General features: G+C 37.2%; 22 protein-coding genes and 5 tRNA genes. 2 read left to right on the plus strand and 25 right to left on the minus strand.

Annotated features, from left to right (window positions below; genetic code table 11):
- Positions 1-13: 13 nt before the first annotated feature.
- The 6 genes from BFL01S_RS12515 to BFL01S_RS12540 form a co-directional block, all read right to left on the minus strand.
- Positions 14-89 (minus strand) — tRNA-Asp (locus BFL01S_RS12515).
- A gap of 29 nt (positions 90-118) precedes the next feature.
- Positions 119-191 (minus strand) — tRNA-Val (locus BFL01S_RS12520).
- Between the two features lie 36 nt (positions 192-227).
- Positions 228-299: transfer RNA gene (locus BFL01S_RS12525), tRNA-Glu, on the minus strand.
- A 9-nt stretch (positions 300-308) separates the two neighbouring features.
- Positions 309-399, minus strand: a tRNA-Ser gene (locus BFL01S_RS12530).
- A gap of 7 nt (positions 400-406) precedes the next feature.
- Positions 407-481 (minus strand) — tRNA-Asn (locus BFL01S_RS12535).
- Positions 482-607: 126 nt separating this feature from the next.
- The gene (locus BFL01S_RS12540; protein WP_025910616.1) at positions 608-1,066 is read right to left on the minus strand and encodes a SprT family protein; all 459 of its coding nucleotides are present in this window, start codon (positions 1,064-1,066) and stop codon (positions 608-610) included.
- A 97-nt stretch (positions 1,067-1,163) separates the two neighbouring features.
- On the opposite strand from BFL01S_RS12540, the gene cmpA reads away from it, so the two are divergent.
- Positions 1,164-1,283 carry a cortex morphogenetic protein CmpA gene (gene cmpA / locus BFL01S_RS20445; RefSeq protein WP_100346445.1) on the plus strand — a complete coding sequence of 40 codons (120 nt, stop codon included), beginning with the start codon at positions 1,164-1,166 and terminating at the stop codon, positions 1,281-1,283.
- Positions 1,284-1,357: 74 nt separating this feature from the next.
- Here cmpA and BFL01S_RS12545 read toward each other — a convergent pair whose 3' ends face one another.
- The 14 genes from BFL01S_RS12545 to acpS form a co-directional block, all read right to left on the minus strand.
- Complete coding sequence (locus BFL01S_RS12545) at positions 1,358-3,493, minus strand: Tex family protein (RefSeq protein WP_061785874.1); 2,136 nt, start codon at positions 3,491-3,493, stop codon at positions 1,358-1,360.
- 118 nt (positions 3,494-3,611) lie between these two features.
- Positions 3,612-4,223 carry a PP2C family serine/threonine-protein phosphatase gene (locus BFL01S_RS12550; RefSeq protein WP_025910614.1) on the minus strand — a complete coding sequence of 204 codons (612 nt, stop codon included), beginning with the start codon at positions 4,221-4,223 and terminating at the stop codon, positions 3,612-3,614.
- Positions 4,220-5,014 (minus strand): RNA polymerase sigma factor SigB, encoded by a 795-nt coding sequence (gene sigB, locus BFL01S_RS12555; RefSeq protein ID WP_025910613.1) that lies wholly within the window; start codon positions 5,012-5,014, stop codon positions 4,220-4,222. The genes BFL01S_RS12550 and sigB overlap by 4 nt, the downstream gene beginning before the upstream one ends.
- Positions 4,980-5,465, minus strand: a complete 486-nt coding sequence (gene rsbW, locus BFL01S_RS12560; RefSeq protein WP_061785866.1) for an anti-sigma B factor RsbW — start codon at positions 5,463-5,465, stop codon at positions 4,980-4,982. Before rsbW ends, sigB begins: the two co-directional genes overlap by 35 nt.
- A complete protein-coding gene (locus BFL01S_RS12565) occupies positions 5,462-5,794 on the minus strand; it encodes an anti-sigma factor antagonist (protein WP_061785867.1) in 333 nt (110 codons plus the stop codon). Before BFL01S_RS12565 ends, rsbW begins: the two co-directional genes overlap by 4 nt.
- A gap of 62 nt (positions 5,795-5,856) precedes the next feature.
- Positions 5,857-6,870, minus strand: coding sequence for a PP2C family protein-serine/threonine phosphatase (locus tag BFL01S_RS12570; RefSeq protein ID WP_061785868.1), 1,014 nt, complete (start codon positions 6,868-6,870; stop codon positions 5,857-5,859).
- Between the two features lie 11 nt (positions 6,871-6,881).
- Complete coding sequence (locus tag BFL01S_RS12575) at positions 6,882-7,283, minus strand: anti-sigma regulatory factor (protein WP_025910609.1); 402 nt, start codon at positions 7,281-7,283, stop codon at positions 6,882-6,884.
- 3 nt (positions 7,284-7,286) lie between these two features.
- Positions 7,287-7,649, minus strand: coding sequence for an STAS domain-containing protein (locus BFL01S_RS12580; protein ID WP_035321022.1), 363 nt, complete (start codon positions 7,647-7,649; stop codon positions 7,287-7,289).
- The gene (gene rsbRA / locus BFL01S_RS12585) at positions 7,646-8,482 is read right to left on the minus strand and encodes an RsbT co-antagonist protein RsbRA (protein ID WP_061785869.1); all 837 of its coding nucleotides are present in this window, start codon (positions 8,480-8,482) and stop codon (positions 7,646-7,648) included. Before rsbRA ends, BFL01S_RS12580 begins: the two co-directional genes overlap by 4 nt.
- Before the next feature lie 173 nt (positions 8,483-8,655).
- Positions 8,656-9,006 (minus strand): type II toxin-antitoxin system PemK/MazF family toxin, encoded by a 351-nt coding sequence (locus tag BFL01S_RS12590; protein ID WP_025910606.1) that lies wholly within the window; start codon positions 9,004-9,006, stop codon positions 8,656-8,658.
- Positions 9,007-9,010: 4 nt separating this feature from the next.
- Positions 9,011-9,292 (minus strand): CopG family ribbon-helix-helix protein, encoded by a 282-nt coding sequence (locus BFL01S_RS12595; protein WP_025910605.1) that lies wholly within the window; start codon positions 9,290-9,292, stop codon positions 9,011-9,013.
- A gap of 177 nt (positions 9,293-9,469) precedes the next feature.
- A complete protein-coding gene (gene alr / locus BFL01S_RS12600) occupies positions 9,470-10,642 on the minus strand; it encodes an alanine racemase (RefSeq protein ID WP_061785870.1) in 1,173 nt (390 codons plus the stop codon).
- 188 nt (positions 10,643-10,830) lie between these two features.
- Positions 10,831-11,847, minus strand: a complete 1,017-nt coding sequence (locus tag BFL01S_RS12605; protein ID WP_025910603.1) for a LolA family protein — start codon at positions 11,845-11,847, stop codon at positions 10,831-10,833.
- A gap of 113 nt (positions 11,848-11,960) precedes the next feature.
- Positions 11,961-12,329: a holo-ACP synthase gene (acpS, locus tag BFL01S_RS12610; RefSeq protein WP_025910601.1), complete on the minus strand. Its 369-nt coding sequence runs from the start codon at positions 12,327-12,329 to the stop codon at positions 11,961-11,963.
- Positions 12,330-12,420: 91 nt separating this feature from the next.
- On the opposite strand from acpS, the gene BFL01S_RS12615 reads away from it, so the two are divergent.
- On the plus strand, positions 12,421-13,014 hold the full coding sequence (locus tag BFL01S_RS12615) for a rhomboid family intramembrane serine protease (protein ID WP_224840390.1): 594 nt from the start codon (positions 12,421-12,423) through the stop codon (positions 13,012-13,014).
- A 35-nt stretch (positions 13,015-13,049) separates the two neighbouring features.
- Here the strand turns inward: BFL01S_RS12615 and BFL01S_RS12620 are convergent, their stop codons facing one another.
- The 5 genes from BFL01S_RS12620 to BFL01S_RS12640 form a co-directional block, all read right to left on the minus strand.
- Positions 13,050-13,547 carry an apurinic/apyrimidinic endonuclease family protein gene (locus BFL01S_RS12620; RefSeq protein ID WP_061785871.1) on the minus strand — a complete coding sequence of 166 codons (498 nt, stop codon included), beginning with the start codon at positions 13,545-13,547 and terminating at the stop codon, positions 13,050-13,052.
- 74 nt (positions 13,548-13,621) lie between these two features.
- Entirely contained in the window at positions 13,622-15,130 is a 1,509-nt protein-coding gene (cshA, locus tag BFL01S_RS12625) for a degradosome RNA helicase CshA (protein WP_025910595.1), read from the minus strand.
- A gap of 193 nt (positions 15,131-15,323) precedes the next feature.
- Positions 15,324-16,697: a UDP-N-acetylmuramoyl-tripeptide--D-alanyl-D-alanine ligase gene (locus tag BFL01S_RS12630; RefSeq protein ID WP_061785872.1), complete on the minus strand. Its 1,374-nt coding sequence runs from the start codon at positions 16,695-16,697 to the stop codon at positions 15,324-15,326.
- Between the two features lie 66 nt (positions 16,698-16,763).
- Positions 16,764-17,849 carry a D-alanine--D-alanine ligase gene (locus BFL01S_RS12635; protein WP_061785873.1) on the minus strand — a complete coding sequence of 362 codons (1,086 nt, stop codon included), beginning with the start codon at positions 17,847-17,849 and terminating at the stop codon, positions 16,764-16,766.
- Between the two features lie 230 nt (positions 17,850-18,079).
- Positions 18,080-19,180, minus strand: a complete 1,101-nt coding sequence (locus BFL01S_RS12640) for an acyltransferase (protein WP_156474924.1) — start codon at positions 19,178-19,180, stop codon at positions 18,080-18,082.
- Between the last annotated feature and the right edge of the window lie 107 nt (positions 19,181-19,287).

The raw sequence follows: 19,287 nt of genomic DNA on the forward strand, positions 1-19,287 counted from the left end.
AATCAAAAAGAAATGGCGGTCCCGACGGGAATCGAACCCGCGATCTCCTGCGTGACAGGCAGGCATGTTAACCGCTACACCACGGGACCATCCATACAGATGATATACAAACAAAATATGGAGGATGACGGGATCGAACCGCCGACCCCCTGCTTGTAAGGCAGGTGCTCTCCCAGCTGAGCTAATCCTCCGGAATTAAATCATAAATTATTCAAGCAAATATAATATGACCCGTACGGGATTCGAACCCGTGTTACCGCCGTGAAAGGGCGGTGTCTTAACCACTTGACCAACGGGCCATTATAAAATGGCGGAGAAGGAGGGATTTGAACCCTCGCGCCGCTTACACGACCTACACCCTTAGCAGGGGCGCCTCTTCAGCCTCTTGAGTACTTCCCCGTTATAATGGCTCCACAGGTAGGACTCGAACCTACGACCGATCGGTTAACAGCCGATTGCTCTACCACTGAGCTACTGTGGAATAGTGTTATCAGACTCATTAAAATTTACTATATTTTGACTTATTTGTCAATGTTTTTTCAAAAAATATTCAAGCACTTTTGAGTGCTTTATAAATTTATCATATGCCTTTTCCATAGTCAAGGGCTTACTCTAATTTTTTTAACATTCCACCGCAATAACCACAGAGATACTTTTGGAGATGAATCTTTCTTTTCCTTGTATATTTAATCTTACAACCAGTGCATTGATAAAGATGTACTGGACTATTTTGCTTTTTTGCTATGTTTTTTGCAAGTGGCTTGCAAAACCTAGGGGCACCTACTTCTTTCATTAATTGGCGAAAGTCTCGATCTCGATGTCCATATCCTTTGCCTTCTAAATGCAAATGGTAATGACATAGCTCATGTTTAATAATGTTAATAACCTCTTCTTGACCATGTTCTTCATAGTGACCATAGTTGATTTCAATATTAGAGTTATGAACAAGGTACCTTCCACCTGTTGCTCTTAGTCGTCTATTAAAATAAGCTTTATGTAAAAAAGGTTTGTGAAAAAATTTCATTGATATTTCTTCTACTAATTGTTGTAGTTCGTTGTTCTCCATTTTATTTCCTCCTTGTTATCACCTGACTAGCATGCATTGCATACATTTAATATTACATTATTTTTTATACATTTATATAAAAGGAGCGAATGCTGTGATGCCGATGTGGTTACAAAGACAAATGCAGCGTGCTTACTTACAGAGAGATTGTGCACAGATTCGACTATTAAACCAATGCTGGTTTTTTTACCGTAAAAACCACTCTTCAATGGACTAACCCCTACAATCCAATAGAAAAATCGCCCTGACATTAATGTCAGAGCAATTTTTCTGATGGATTTAGAAAGTAGCTTATGGCGAAATCATAGTTAATGAAACTCTTCCTTTAGCAACATCTACACCTTCTACCCAAACAGTTACCACATCTCCGACAGAAACAACATCTAGCGGGTGTTTTACATACTTGGTTGTTAATTTTGAAATATGAACCAACCCGTCCTGCTTTACACCGATATCTATAAACGCACCAAAATCCACCACATTGCGTACGGTTCCTTCAAGTTGAAGACCTTTCGATAAATCCTCCAGTTGCAAAATATCTTTTTTCAAGAGCGGCTTTGGCAAATCGTCCCTAGGGTCTCTCCCTGGCTGTACTAGCGCTTGAATAATATCTTTTAAAGTAAACTCTCCAACTCCTAGCTCTTCTGAAAGATCAGAAATAGATAAGCTATTTAATGCTTCTTTTAATTCATCTGTTCCAAGATAATCATAAGTTAAATTCACCTTATCTAGCAATTCATTCACGTAACCATAGCTCTCAGGATGAATACTCGTTTGATCTAGCGGCTCTTGGCCATCAATAATTCGCAGGAAGCCAATACATTGTTCATATGTTTTAGCACCTAATCTCGGAATCTTTTTCAGTTCCTTTCGGCTTTTCAGCTTGCCATTTTCTTCTCGATAACGAATAATATTTTGAGCGACCGTCTTATTAAGACCTGACACATATTGAAGCAAAGAAGAAGAAGCCGTATTTACATTCACTCCCACCTGGTTTACTACTGTTTCCACCACGAACGTTAATGAATCATTTAGCTGCTTTTGAGAAACATCATGCTGATATTGTCCAACACCAACTGATTTTGGATCGATTTTAACAAGTTCGGCAAGCGGATCTTGTAACCTTCTCCCAATTGAGACTGCACTTCTTTCTTCCACCTGAAAGTTTGGGAACTCGTCCCTAGCGATGTCAGAAGCAGAATAAACGCTAGCACCCGCTTCATTTACGATTAAATAAAAAATATTTCTAGATTGATGTTGCAAAATCTCCGCAATAAACTGTTCTGTCTCTCTAGAAGCTGTACCGTTTCCGATTGCTACCATTTCAATTGAAAATTTTTCAATGATTTCAGTTACTTGCTTTACACTTTCTACTTTTTTATTAACAGGAGGATGCGGGTAAATAACATCAATCTTGAGCACTTTTCCTGTTTCATCAATAACTGCCAGCTTACACCCAGTTCGATACGCAGGATCTACAGCCAGGACAACCTTTCCTTTTAGAGGCGGTTGAAGAAGTAGCTTTCTCAAATTCTCGGAAAAGATATGTATAGCCTGTGCTTCAGCTCTCTCTGTTAGCTCTTTTCGAATCTCTCGTTCGATAGCAGGAGCAATTAGCCGCTTATATGCATCTGTAATCGCTTCTTCTACTAATGAGACAACAGACGATTTCGTATTTTTAACAAATCCTTTTTGTATGTATCTAAAAATGCCTTCTGTAGATACGTTAATGGATACTTTTAATATCCCGTCTTTTTCCCCTCTATTCATAGCTAACACGCGATGAGGAACAATCTTGCTTACAGATTCCTTATACTCATAATACATTTCATATACATTTTTTTCATCTTTTTCATGAGCTCTAGCTTCGGTTTCAATAACGCCATGTTTAAACGTATAGTCTCGAATCCACTGACGATAGGAAGGCTCGTCAGATATAATCTCCGCGATGATATCTTGAGCACCCTGTACGGCATCCTCCACGCTATCGACACCTTTTTCCGTAGATATGTATAGCTGTGCTTTCTCTTTAACTGCTTCTAAAGGAAATGTTAAAATCCATTGAGCAAAAGGCTCTAATCCTTTTTCTTTTGCAACAGTTGCTTTAGTTCTTCGCTTTTGTTTATAAGGTCTATATAAATCTTCCACTTGCTGTAACTTTGTTGCTTTTGCAATACTTGTAGCCAGCTCATCCGTTAGCTTTCCTTGCTCTTCAATCAAGCGGATAACTTCTTCTTTTCGGGTATTTAAGTTCGTTAAGTATGTCCACTCGTCTAAGATTGCTCGAATTTGCACTTCATCAAGAGATCCTGTTTGTTCCTTACGGTAACGAGCAATAAACGGAACTGTATTTCCCGCTTCAATTAAATTTATTACATTCTTTACTTGCTTTAAAGGAAGGTTTACTTGATCACTTACATGCTTCATTACATCAGTTGTTTGCACTTTTGCTATGGCCGTCAACTCAATCTCTCCTAGCAATGTTTTCTTTTAATTGTAACAAAACTCACATGTATTAGCACATGTGAGTTAAAGTTTTACATCATTAATTTGTTTGTAGCTCTCCCAATATGAATGTTACATCGTCTTTGTGAGAAGATAGTTTCGCTTTCAGTTGAGCGGATAATTGCTCTATGTTCATCCGAGAACTAAAAAAGGCTCTAACTTCTTTTAAATCTAATCCATCCGTATGAATTAAAAACTGAGAGTTCGGTTCATATGGAAAAGTCTGAACCTGAATTTTTTGTTTTCGACCTGATAAAAACCCTTTTACAGGTAAAGGATACGTAAGATTTCCGTCTGGGGCATATAGATAAAAACGAATATTACCTACGTTCGTGTACGAAAAATGCCCGCTGCGTTTATCAAACTTCAATAGAGCAACAGCGGCTCCTCTCGTCCCTTTAGTCACATCATTACACAGCATCATTAAATCATCAAGCTCAAGATTATGATTTTGCTTCGCAGTTTGAATGACAGCATCGGACGCTATTTTTGCATGTTCACCGCTTCCTAACCCATCCGCAATGGCACATAAGAAATAATCGCTAGTTTCTTTGATATAAAAGCCGTCACCACAACAGGTGTTTCCATCTTTAGGTGTTTGATGAGTGGCTGTTTTTATGAAAGATTGATTAGCAGATATACGATTCGTCACTTTTTATACTCCGCTTCGGTTAAGTCTGTTCGAGCCGCATTTCGAAGCTTATCAAGAGCTCTTCTCTGAAGACGCGACACATGCATTTGAGAAATACCTAATTTCTCACCAGCTTCTTTTTGACTCAGGTTCTCAATGAAGGTATAGCGAATGACTTCTCTTTCTCGCTCGCTTAAAACATGTAAAATCTTCTCCAAGACCAATCTTTGGTCGGTTTTCTCATAGCCTGCTTCTTTTTCACCAACTAAATCTAGAATAGTTACGGTACTGCCATCAGAATCCGCTTCAATGGAGTGGTCAACAGAGAGCGCTTGGTAGCTTTGCCCCATTTCCATCGTCTCTAAAACTTCTTCTTCCGTGACTCCAATATAATCAGCAATCTCTTGCACTTGAGGAGAGCGCTGTAATTGGGTTGTCAACTCTTCAACAGCTGCTTTAATTTTCGGACCTAATTCTTTAATTCGACGAGGAACATGCACGCTCCACGTTTTGTCACGTAAGAATCGTTTTATCTCACCAATGATTGTCGGAACAGCAAACGACTCAAAGCTTCTTCCAAACGAAGGATCATATCTACGAATTGCACCTAAAAGGCCTAACATACCAACTTGCACAATATCCTCATGCAAACTTCGGCCTTTTGAATAACGACGGGCAATCGATTCAACAAGATTTTTATAGTGAATAACGAGCTCACTTTGTGCTTCTTCATCTTGGAATTTTTGAAAACGCTCAATTCGTTCCTGAACTTGTTCTTTAGTTAATTTCATAGGTTGAGACTGTGTTTTCATCACTCTCCACCTGCTCTCTTTGCAAATACTTTGTCATCATGAGGGTAACACCTTTAGAATTCATCATTTTCACTTCATCCATGAGCGTCTCAATTAAATATAAGCCTAATCCACCTTCTGGCAGCATCTCAACTTCTTTCGCTGTCTCGTAAGGCCCGATTTTCTCTTTTAATTCTTCAAAGTTAAAGCTTTCACCTTTATCAACCACCATAATTTCTAAGCGGTCAGAAAAAAGGCCAAAACCTACCTTAACTTCACCATTTTCATCTTCTTTGTAAGCATGCTGAACAGCATTCGTACACGCTTCACTTATTGCAATCTTCATGTCTTCAATATCATCATAAGAGAAGCCCATACGGTTTGCCACTCCTGACAAAGTTAGGCGAATGATTGCGACATAATCTGGCTTAGCTGGAATTTTCATCTCAACGAAATCATACGGTTGCTTCATTTCACGCCACCTTCTACCTGTGAATTCACATTTAAAATATCCGTCAATCCTGTAATATCAAATAATCTCTTTAAACGCTCAGACACACCAACAAACTTTAATGAACCGTTATGCTTTTTAATTGCTTTTAAAAGTGCAATAAAAACACCAAGGCCTGTACTGTCCATATATGAAACGTCTGTCAAATCAATTGTGATTCTAACATCGCCTTGTTCTGCTATCTCCATAAATTTCTCTTTTAAATTCGGAGCTGTATATGCATCAATTTCGCCAGCCAACGTAATACGATATTCCTGACCAGCATCTTGAACATCAATCTTTAAATTCATCGTATCTATAAACCCCCTCAGTTTTCATAAACTATACATTCTTTACCCTTCATTCTTTCTAGTTAAACTGCTTTTTTTAAAATAATAAGGGTAAAATCGTCTCGAAGCTGAAACTCTTGTAGTTTTTCTAATTCTTTAAAAACTGCCTCAACAATTTCTTGAGGTGTCAAATGCATGTATTTACGAATTAGTTTTATAATGTCCAACCTTTCCAAAAATCCTTCTTCAGTTCGACATTCTGTTACTCCATCCGTTAATAAGATAATCATATCATCTTTGTGAAGCTCTTTTTCATACTGTGAGTACTTCACATGACGATCTACACCTAGAACTAGACCTCTTGCTTCTAAATCATGAAATGTATCAGTTGAAGCTTCATAATAGAATCCTGGTTCATGACCGGCTGATGCGTAGGTAAACAAGTTGTGAGCAGGATGGTACGTACCATAAAACATTGTAATGAACATACTCGGATCCACGTTACGCTCTACAATATTATTCAGGTTTTCAAGCACATAGCTTGGGTTTTTCCGAGAATCCGGTAAGCTATCCATCGCATACTTAATCATCGACATGCACATCGCAGCCGGTATTCCTTTACCAATTACATCTGCAATCGCAATGCTAACACCACCGTTGTCTTCATCCACGAAATGAAAATAATCACCGTTCATCTGCTTGGCTGGTACGCTCACTGCGCCAATCTCTAAAGTATCCACATTATCCGGAATATTTGTTCCCAATAAATTTTGCTGAACATTTGCAGCAACTTCAATCTCTGATCGAAGCTCTCTCTGCTTACTTTTTAACGTTTGATGTTCACGTAACGCTAATCCATAGCTAATCATAACCTCTAATAAAAAATCTAATGAATGCAATACTTTCTCTGGAATATCAGAATAAATCTCTTCAATTACCTCTTTATGAATACTAACGATGTCTTCTGGCGATACTTCATTTTCTAAAGATTTGCGACTTAGCTTTTGTCCTTGGTATAAAACTTGCTCATCTTGCGTTTGAATATAATTCCCCAAAATATCCCTATATAGCTGTTTCATCTCTTTATCAAAAGACATTTATTCTCCTCCTAGCGGAGCCACTTAATTGCTTTGATTTCAGTACCGTCTCCTACATTTGATTCAATTGAAAACTCATCCATGAGACGTTTCACTCCTGGTAAACCTGCACCTAATCCTCCAGATGTAGAATATCCATCTTCCATCACTTTGCGAATGTCAGGAATACCTGGCCCTTCATCTGTAGCAATAATTAAAAGTCCTCGTGTAGTTGAACGATCCAATTTTTCAATATGAATCTGTCCTTTCCCCGCGTATAAATAAATATTACGTGCTAATTCAGAGATGGCTGTTGTAATACGCGCTTGATCTACAGTTCCAAACCCTAAATCCTTGGAAACATTTCTACCTAGCTGACGCGCCGCCACAATATCCCACTCCGTTACAATTTTTACACTGGATTGGAATTCCATCTATTATTCCCCCAGTTCCGATTGGAGTTTCTCAAGACCTTTTTCCAAGTCAAGCGCAGTAAAAACATCATTTAATCCAATACCTAGTTCCACTAAGGTAATAGCAACAGCGGGTTGAATTCCTGTTAAAACAACACGTGCCCCCATTAAACTGGACATGCTAACTACATCACCTAACACTTTAGCAATAAATGAGTCAATCATATCAATGGATGTTAAATCGATTACTACGCCTTTTGCTCCAGTTTGGTGTATTTTACTTAGTAAATCTTCTTGAAATTGAATAGCTGTGTGATCATCAAGCTCCCATTGAATCGAGACCAGTAAGTAGTCATATAATTTTAAGATCGGTATTCTCACGTTCATTCCCCCGATTCCATATCGATAATTTGACGGTTAGTCATTTCTAACGCAAATTCGATTCCTTTCTTCAACGAGTTCTTCGTAATTAGCTCATTTAAATTGATTCCTAAATTAACAATTGTTTGTGCAATTTCAGGGCGAATCCCTACTAATAAACATTTTGCTCCTACTAATCGTACAGCCTCAGCAGCTTGTATAATATGATGAGCTACCATTGTATCAACTACCGGCACTCCTGTAATATCGATTAAAACCACTTCTGAGCGATGCTTAACAACGCCTTGCAGAAGGTTTTCCATAATTTTTCTTGCACGCTCTGTATCGATTGTCCCCACGAGGGGCATAACTGTTATTTTATCAAATACCGGAATTAGCGGCGCTGATAATTCTTGTAAAGCTACTTTTTGTAGCATAACCGTATTTTCCCATGAACTTGAATATTGCTCTACTACCTTGTTATAAACAGGACTAAGCCATTTATCAAAATGATAAAAGATTTCCGAGTGTGCTTCTTTGTTCGAAGTTCCTTCGTTTAGATACCCTTCCACAACAACATGTCCTAACTCACGCAAGCCTTGCGTTAGGTATCCAAGTGGCCATCCTAACTTGACAACTTTTTCTACAATATCTTCGAGTTCATTTGAAAACTCATTTAAAGAACGAAATGCATTCGATAAAACTACATTCACAAAATTTGAACTAACGTTTACATAAACTTGTTCCGATACAACACTTTTAATTCGACCCGTTTCAATATCATTCATTGTAACAAGCCAACGTTCAAATATATCCGCTTTAGATTGTTGAATATACTCAAATAACTTCTCTTGATTCATGAGCTCCTCCTTGTAAGAAATCACATTTCTTTATGCTATTTAGCTATTTTTTACCATATTTAATAAACCCATTAAATAGATTTCTTCTTTCAATATACGTTTACTAGTTATTCTTCGTCAAATTAAAAAAGTTGCCCTTAAAGGAGCAACTTAGTATAAATGGAAGTATAATTCTAAAAGTCGATAAGTCCTACACTGATTTGCAAGGCATCATCCACTCTGTCCATCATTTCATCATCTAAATGGGTGATTTTATCAGTTAGTCGCTGTTTGTCAATTGTTCGAATTTGCTCTAGCAAAATAACTGAATCGCGCTCAAACCCATACTTTTTCGCATTAATTTCTACATGCGTAGGCAACTTTGCCTTTTGAATTTGAGCAGTAATTGCAGCAACAATGACAGTCGGACTAAACCGATTTCCAATATCATTTTGGATGACAAGTACAGGGCGAACGCCTCCTTGTTCTGAGCCAACAACAGGAGATAGGTCAGCAAAATAAACGTCGCCGCGTTTGACTACCAAGACATTAACCCCCGCTGACTAAACGATCCACTGTGTGATTTGCTTCAGACTCAGCTAAAAAAGCTTCAGAAGCAATGTTTAAATTTATCTTTGCCATCTCCATATATCCGCGACGCATAGACTCGCGAATATGGCGTTTTTTTCGCTCACGAAGGTATAATTTCGTTGCTTGGTAAATAAATTCGCTTCTGTTACCATTTTCTTGTTTCACCATAAGGTCAAGTTCCGATACTAAATTTTTCGGCAATCTTACCAGGATTTCTGTAGTTGCGCTCGCTTCAGACACAAACATACACCTCCAACATCAATACACACACACCAATAGTCTCATCTTTCCTTATCATAACACTCATACGTATTAATGGAAAGTTAATTCTGTCAATTTCTACACTATTATTGTCAATCGACGCATTGTTTTATGCATAAATTTAATTTTTAAGCTGAATATTTATTAAATCCTACGTCAATTGTGTTTGTTCAACAAGTAGTTAGTAATATTCACTTGCTCTTGATTCTTCACAATCACCCTTGGTACACGAGCTGAAATCATACAAGGTACTTCGTAGTTAATAGTTTCCAAGTGCTGTGCTACTTGATCAATGGATATTTGTTCGTTGCCCTGCTTACCAATAAGCGTCACTTTTGTACCTACTGGATACTGCTCTGGAAGGCGTATCATTAGTTGATCCATACAAATACGTCCCACCACAGGAACTTTCTTTCCTTTAACAAGGATAGTAAAGTTATGAAGCTTTCGAATCCATCCGTCCGCGTAGCCAATTGGAACCGTTCCAATCCATTCTGCTTTCTCTGATTCATACGTAATACCATAGCTAATACCACTACCTGGCTCTACTTTTTTAACATGTACAAGTGTACTATGCAATGAAAAAGCTTCTTTTAAAGGGACAGAAATGATTTCCTTCATCTCTGGTGACGGGCTTAACCCATACATTGAAATCCCTAGTCTAGCAGCGGTAAACAAATTCTCAGGTTGCTGAAAAATAGCCGCACTGTTTGCACAGTGAACCAGAGGAGGATTAATTCCTAAAGACTGAATAAGCTGCACTACGCTTTGAAACCTGTGATATTGATTTTGAAAGTAAATTGAATTTAGTTCATCTGCCGTTGCAAAGTGAGTAAATACTCCCTCTACTTCCATAAAGGATTGTGATTTTAACAGTGTTGCTACTGCCTTGATCTCATCATCACTTCGTAAGCCTAGTCTTCCCATTCCAGTATCTATTTTCAAATGAATAGTTAACCTTCCATTATTAGCTTGGTCTGCAATTACTTCTTCTATCCATTGCTTACTATAAGCAGTTATCGTAACATTCCATTTAATAGCCTCTTTAACATGAAGAGGCGGCACAGCTCCTAGTACTAAAATGGGGGCTTTAACCCCTTTCTGACGAAGTGAGATTGCTTCATCCAAAAATGCAACTGCTAACATATTAGCACCTGCTTGTAGTGCTAAATCTGCTACTTCTACATCTCCGTGCCCATATGCATTTGCTTTCACTACAGCCATGAGCTTTTGATCCGGTTTTAATAACTTTTTAACTTCTTGAACATTATACAAAATTGCATCTGCATTAATTTCTGCCCATGTTTCTCGGTAAAATGCTTTAACCATTGTGACACTTCCTTTTTCAGAACCATTATAAACATATGCTACTTTGCTAGTATAATACATCCAAAATTAAAGTTCATTAGAAGGAAATAAAAATTAAACTAAACAGATTTGAATTTTCTCACAAATGAAACCAAATCCAATTAAGAAAACAAAAAGACTCGCTATTCGCGAGCCTGTATTAAAAGTAGTTATTTGCCAAGCTGAGTTTGAACTGAATTCGCCACTTTACTCATCTCTTCAGACGTTAAGTTTTCTGAAGCAATCATAAAGTCAATTCCATCATAAGACCAAGAAAGCGTCTTATCCGTTAGTGCTCCAACTGTAAATCCTAAATCAAACGGCTCCCCAGCTGTTAAAGTAGCTGTAGAGGCTGCTGTTTCCGCTACTTTTGCTTTCTCTTGAACAAGCGTAAACGACTTTTCACCTTCATACTTTAAAACAATTCGCTCACCGTTTTCGCCTTCAACCTTTTTCTCCTCTGCTAGCTTAACGCCTTTTGGTAAAATTTCTGGATAAAGCACACCGAACTCATCAGATTTCTCTGTAGCCATTGTTGGAACATCAATTTTAGCCCCTGTCATGTTGCGTTTCGTATCAAATGCACCCTTATCAAACTTTGAATCAACTTGTACTTTTGAAAAATCCACTTCAATTAGTACCTTGTTGTCTGTATCCATAATTTTTACAGATACAGGCGTTAAATCCTTTTTATTTAGCTTAATTTCTTGTTTTGGCAACATCGTGCTATTTTGGTAATTTGTTTTTGTCTTAAATACATAATGTTTATCCGTCGACTTAAATTCTGCACTTTCATCCTGCACAATGTCTTGCACTAACGATTCATATAAATAAGCTTGGCTACTGTTTTGTGGCCAATCGCTTTGGAAACGGAAGCTTTTGTTTAAGGCTGGTGTTAAGACAAAGACACCTTCATCGTTGCGCAAAATCATTTGACTTTGGTCTTTCTTCGTATTTTTTAAGTTTACACGATAATACGTTGGCTTACTGTGCCAAATTTCAACGTCATATACTTGCGCGTCCTTGCCTGTATTTAGCTTCATTTCTGCTTCAGCTTTATACCCTTTCATATCTTCAATCTTAGCATCTAGTGCATCCGTTACGTCTTGTTGACTTTTTTCGCCACAAGCAGCCAATAGTAATAGTAAAAAGGCGCACGCGAATAACCCAATAAACTTTTTATGCATCTCCCCAACTCCTTTTATATCATGTCATACCTACATGTCGAGAGAAACAAGATACTACCTGTCTCCCTTGTCCGCAATATGAATATATGAAGTTGGGAATATGAATATGCAGACTAGCTTGACGAGCTTTCAATAATTACCTGTGTTACAACATAATGTTGACTGTGTGAAATGGAGACATGAATGTACTTGTTATCGCTTTTATTTAGCGTATAAAGCACTGGTTTTCCACTATGTTCATTTAGAACTTCAATATCTTGAAAACTTAAATCTTTTCCTATTCCTGTTCCTAATGCTTTAGAATAGGCCTCTTTCGCTGAAAAACGACCTGCTAGAAACTCAATCTGCCTTTTCCCTTGGAGTTTATCGTAGCTCGCCTTTTCATTTTTTGTTAAAATACGAGTAACAAACGAAGATTGTCTTTTTGCAAGCTTTTCAATTCGATCTAGCTCGGTAATATCCAGTCCAATCCCTTTAATCAATTGCTCTTCACACCCTTCTATCTTTTTGCATACTGCATAAAATAAAGAAATGCACCTAAAACAAACTATACTAAGTTCCTTATGAAAGGAAGTGGTTGCGATCTTTGTTCGAACCGAAAGCTTTCGCGAATTCAGAACCTACTATCCAATTACATTTCTACTACTTTGTATTCACATACTCTTGTGGGCTTTATTTTTAATTCCTGCCCAACCTATTCAATCCTTATTTTATAACTTTGTTGGTTATAACGGTGCCATTGGCCAAGGAGAATATTGGCGCTTGGCAACATCCATGTTTCTACACAACAGCTTTGCTCATTTACTGTTTAACTCTTTTTCACTATTTTTATTTGCACCACGTTTAGAAAGAGAGCTATCACGCTATAAATTTCTTGGTTTTTATATCGCGTGTGGCTTATTAGCAAATGTACTTACTTTTATCATTCAGCCTGCTTACTATAGTCATGTAGGCGCATCAGGTGCAATCTTCGGCATTTTCGGTGCCTATATTTACTTCATTCGAAACAAAACAATTTATTTTACAAAAAGCGATCAACAAATTGTCATTGTGCTCTTAATTATAGGGTTACTATCTGGATTTTTAAATAGCGGAGTAAATAACGTTGCTCATATCGGTGGCTTTATAAGCGGCTACCTATTAACAATTTTGTTTGCCCGTAAATAACAGGAGAACCGTTCTTTAAACGAACTGTTCTCTTGTTATTTTACAATAAACGTAGATCCATTTACTATTTCGATTCTTTCATATGTTTTTAAATCATTCATCAGCTGAAAGAGCGCTGCATCTTTTTGTTTTGCTTCAATCATGCAATCAATCTGTGGTATTGTCCCAGAAATTGATTGTAAAAATTGATAAAACTCTTCTGCATTTATGTAGTCTGCATGGGCACGAAAGTCTTTTGAGCTTTTTGGACTCGAGATGTGCATTTTCAATGGAAGCTTTTCTTGTTCCCACGCAGCAACAATTCTAGACCAATATTCTGTCCAATCAGGGTTTTCATGTTCACTCCAAACATTATGCTTCAATAACCTTAAACAGTTTTCTAAGTTAGAAATAGAAATACGCTCTAATTTAGAAATAGCAGCTTCTCGGTTTTGAATTCGTTGAAACTGCGCAAAAGTCATCGTCTGAGACGGAGACGCATTCTGTAATTGAACACTCATTGCTACATATCCTAAGCGCACTAAAGTTGACATAGAAAACACCTCACTTTCCGTTTAGTATTTCCTGATGGCAAAAAAATAAGCGAGCCAATTGGCTCGCTTTTCTTTTATGCTTTTGTACGTGAATCTTTGCGGTTGTTTTGGCGATTTCCTTGACCACCGCTATTATTGCTACGACGCTTATCTCCAAATCGCTTAGAGTTTCCACGACGGTTTTGTTGTGAATAGTTTTTAGAATTAGAGCGTGAACGACCACTGCCGTTGTTACCACCACGTCTGTTCTTATCACCTTTTCCAACAACAGGTGGTTCAGCTGTTAAGTTTACAGGCACATCGTTTGGCTCTTTTGTTGCTAACTTAAGTGCTGCTGCTACTAATGCTACAGATTCATTTTCTTCTAGTAGCTCTTCAGCTAATTGCTTATAGTAAGATAAGTTACCTGTTTTTACTGTTTCAACTAACTTATCTGCAGCAATACGCTGTTGACCTTCTAATGCTTCATCCAATGTTGGAGGTGTCATCCGATCCATTTTACGCTTAGTTGTGCGCTCAATGTTGTGTAATTGACCAGATTCTCTTGGTGTTACAAACGTCATCGCTGCACCCATTTTACCCGCACGACCTGTACGTCCAATACGGTGAACATAGCTTTCTGGATCTTGTGGAATATCAAAGTTATAAACGTGAGTTACGCCTGAAATATCTAGTCCACGAGCAGCTACATCTGTAGCAACCAACACGTCAATAGAACCTTCTTTAAATTGACGCAAAACAGATAGACGTTTTGCTTGCGTTAAATCACCATGGATTCCTTGAGCTGAATAGCCACGTACGTTTAGAGCTTCTGATAACTCGTCAACACGACGCTTTGTACGACCAAAAATAATAGCTAATTCTGGTGACTGCATATCTAAAAGACGTGTTAACACATCAAATTTACGTTTTTCTTGTACTTCAACGTAGTACTGTTGAATGTTTGGAACTGTTACTTCTTTTGCTTTTACTTTTACAACTTTAGGTTCGCTCATGAATTTTTCAGCAATGCGGCGGATTGGGTCAGGCATTGTTGCTGAGAATAATAGCGTTTGATGATTTTCAGGAACATTAGATAAGATTTTTTCAATATCTTCAATGAATCCCATATTTAACATTTCATCCGCTTCATCTAATACAACAGTGTGAACATCTTGTAAGCGAAGTGTACGACGGTTAATATGATCTAACATACGTCCTGGTGTTCCAACGATAATGTGAGGGCGTTTCTTTAGAGCGCGAATTTGACGGCTGATATCTTGACCACCGTAGATTGGTAAAACACGAACGCGTTTTGTTTGTCCAATCTTATAAAGTTCTTCAGATACCTGTACAGCAAGTTCACGTGTAGGTGCGATAATTAAACCTTGAATTGCATCAACGCTTGCATCTACTTTTTCGATAAGAGGAATACCGAATGCTGCTGTTTTACCAGTTCCTGTTTGTGCTTGTCCAATTAAATCATGACCTTGTAGCGCTAAAGGAATTGTTTCAGACTGGATTGGTGTAGCTTCCTCAAAACCCATTTTACTAACAGCGTTGTTTAGCTGTGGACTTAAACCTAACTCTTGAAATAATGCCAAATTTTTCAAACTCCTTCTATATTTAGACTATCTATATTTTACAAAAAAAAGCATTCCCCGATACCCGGAAAATGCTCTAAACGATTACTTAATGAAATCAACGTTTAGAGAATAAGCATCTCAAGACACTCAAACTACATCATAACACTATGAGTTTTTATTTGCAATAGAGCTTATTCTATTATTCCTCTTCTTATTTCGACATCACTTTAGTGATTACTTCTTCAAGCTTCATACCTCGAGATGCTTTCACCAATACAATATCATTTGAAGAACTAATAGATTGTAAGTGATCTGCTAACGTATCTTTATCGTCAAAATGAAGAACTTTTCCTTCTTGAAAATTCTCTTGTGCTCCCGAGGCAATCTCCTTACTTAGTGGACCGTATGTAAATACATATTCCACTGCAGCAGGGTCAATAAATTTTCCAATCTCTTTATGAAATTGTATTTCTTGATCACCAAGTTCGAGCATATCCCCCAAAACCAAGATTTTCTTGTTATAACCTTGAATCTCATGGATTAACTTAATCGCTGCTTTCATTGATGTTGGACTTGCATTATACGCATCATTAATAAACGTTAATCCACTCTCAGCCTTCACTAATTCCATTCGCATATTTGTCAGCTTCAAGCCAGCTAATCCTTGTGCAATTGTTTCATTACTCAGGTTAAAATAGCGACCAACAGCAATAGCAGCCATCGCGTTATGTGCATTATGCTCACCTAATACAGGAATGAAAAACTTTTGTGTTTCACGTGAAACGAAAAATGTCGTTCCATGTTCTTCTCTTGTCATATCCGTTAAAAAAAGGTCATTATTTGGTGAACTTCCAAACGTAATGGCTTTAAACTTTGGATTATTCACTCGACTTGTTAGAAGTGGTTCATCACCATTAAAGATAAATTGTCCTTGCTCAGATAAACCGCTTGTAATTTCAAATTTTGCTTCAGCAATTCCTTCTCGGCTACCTAAATCTTGCAGATGGGATTCACCAATGTTTGTAATGACAGCAACATCAGGCTCAGCCAGGTTTGAGAGAAATTCAATTTCACCGCGACTACTCATTCCCATTTCAAGGACAGCAATATCAGTATCTTCTTCCAAACGCAAGATTGTTAATGGCATACCGATATGGTTGTTAAAATTACCTGCTGTTTTCAAAACTTTATACGTTGTCGATAAAACAGCATCCACCATGTCTTTTGTTGTTGTTTTCCCGTTACTTCCTGTAATTCCTACCACTTTTACCGCTAATTCATGACGGTACGCTTTTGCTAATTGCTGTAGTGCTTCAAGCGTATCATCTACTAAAATGACAGGTACATTTTGTGGAATATCTTTTTCATCTTTGTTCCATAAGGTTGCCACAGCACCTGCTTCAATTGCTTTTTCAACAAATTCATGTCCATTGAAGCGATCACCTTTAATTGGCACATATAAATTTTCTGGTTGCAGTGTTCTTGTATCAATTGAAACACCTTTAATATGAACCTGTTCGTCACCATGAGCTAAACTGCTGTTTGGAATCATCTTCACCACATCTTTTAGCTTTCGATTAATCATAATGCTTATAACTCCTTTCGCAAAAAGCAGAAACACTATTCATTTTGAATAGTGTCAGCCTTTTTCTTACATCGTATGTTTAATTTTTTGCTTTTCATCATGACGCTGAAGCGCTAAATCCACTAATGTTTCAATTAACACCGGATATTCAACACCTGCATGCTTCCATAATAATGGGAACATACTAAACGGTGTAAACCCTGGCATTGTGTTTACCTCATTAATGATTAACTCGCCTTCTTTTGTTAAGAAGAAATCAGCACGAACAAGTCCTGAACCGTCAATTGCTTTAAATGCTTTAATTGCCAATTCTTTCATTTCTACATACGTTTCTTCGCTAATTTCAGCCGGGATAGCAAGACCTGTGCTACCATCTTCGTACTTAGCTTTATAATCATAGAAAGCAGCCTTTGGTAAGATTTCTCCAACAACTGAGCACGATGGATCATCATTACCTAATACACCGATTTCCACTTCGCGTCCAATTGCCGCTTCTTCAATAATAATTTTACGGTCAAATTGGAACGCTTCCTCAAATGCCGCTTCTAATTCTTTGCGATTATCACACTTACTAATACCAACGCTTGAACCTAAGTTAGCTGGTTTGACAAAGCATGGGTAACCTAAGTTTTCCTCAACAACTTCATATGCTGCTTCACGGTTCTCATCCCACTCTTTGCGAATAAAATATTCATATTTTACTTGCTTTAAACCTGCTTGAGAGAAAAGTTGCTTCATCACGACTTTATCCATCCCTGCTGCAGATGCTAAAACGCCGTTTCCTACATAAGGTAGGTTTAATAATTCTAACAACCCTTGGACTGTTCCATCTTCACCGTTTGGACCGTGTAAAAGTGGGAAAATTACATCAAGCGTTTCTTCATTTTTCACGTCGGATAAAGCAAACATATTTGTATTTAAAGATACTGGTGAAATGACCGTACCACTGTTACTAATTTCAAGTTCGTTTACCGTTTCAAGTGGACCCGTCAACTTTGTACCGCGAACCCATTCGCCTGTTTCAGTAATATAAATTGGATGTACTTCATATTTATCATGGTTAACTGCTTTTGTTACTGCTAAAGCTGTTTGTAAAGATACTTTATGTTCAGCGGATTTTCCCCCGTATAAAAGACCAAGCTTAATTTTCACAAGTGTTCCTCCTAACACAATTTAATCTTTTCTATTTTATCACTTTCTCTATCCTTATAGGAAACAGTTTCTTTCTTTATTACTTATGTAAAACGTGGGCAGATGTGAGTCAAATTATAATTTATTTTTGACTTATCTGCTATCGTAACAGCTTCTGTTCAAATCAGTAAGAGAATTCCGACTCCAATAAAAAAGTGGTAAAAGAGTTGATCTTTTTACCACTTTTATTATTATTGTACTTCATGCTTGTATAAGAATACCGCTTTCTTTGGAAGCTTTCCATACAATAAACTTGCAAACGGTAAAAACCGATGACAAGCCCATATAATGAGGTAGCATAAAGCTAAAGTTAATACATACCGAATTAGCATTTCAATGTGAAACAATTGATTACTATTTGCAGGTACAAATTCAGAGACAATATTTAATACTAAAGGATGGATTAAATAAAAGCCAAAAGAGTACATTGCAATATTTCGAACTGTAATAACAGCTCTTCTAGGAAGTTTTGCAGCTAAGATCTCTCCTATACGAAATGCTACGTAGCTTCCTAACACGAGATAAATCGTATTAATCGTCTCGTACATAACCCCTGATAGGTAAAGTGTCTTAATTGTATACACATAATAGTGTAAAGAAGAGACGATTGCTCCTGCAATTAAAGCAATAATTAGCAAAACAATCGTAGATTTATTCGCGCTTTTTGCTTTCTGTTCATTATAGTAAACACCAATCCATGCTCCTAATAGGAAGGTAGATAATGAACTAATAAATAAAGTAAATGATACAAGACCGTACATTGAATTTAATTGAAGATAAACTAACTGTAAGACGACTCCGAATAACCACATATAGCGGCGAAAAAAAGTAAACTTTTGAGCGATCCATATAAAAACAGGTAAAACAAGATAAATTTGCACAATTAAGAAAATAAAGTGCAGTTGATAGTAAGATTCACCTTTTAAAATGCGCAGCAAAATTTCTGTCGCGTTAAATTCTCTTGCACCTACATAAATTGAATATGCTTCATAAATCAATGCCCAAATGATATAAGGAATAAGAATATATGTAACTCGCCTCTTATAGTAACTTTTCCATAACTCTTTTGTTAACGGCTTTTTTATATAGCTATAAAAGAATACGAGTCCTGTAATCACAATAAAGATTCCCGCTTCAATCCGAATAATGCGGTTGATAAAATGATACTTCTGATACGCATCACCGCTATATGGAAGGACGCTTGCATACGCTGCCGTTACGTGTACAAGTACAACCATCATCATGGCAAATAATCTTAAAAAATAAATTGATTCAATTTGTTGTTTCTTCACATTCTGTCTCCTATTATGAAAAAATTTAACACGTCATCTCTATTCCCCTATGCCATAAGTGTTAAGCCTTACTTTTCCCCTATTTTTAAAAAAGTTTCATAAAAAAA

The organism is Priestia flexa NBRC 15715 (assembly GCF_001591565.1).
Taxonomy (GTDB): Bacteria; Bacillota; Bacilli; order Bacillales; family Bacillaceae_H; genus Priestia; species Priestia flexa.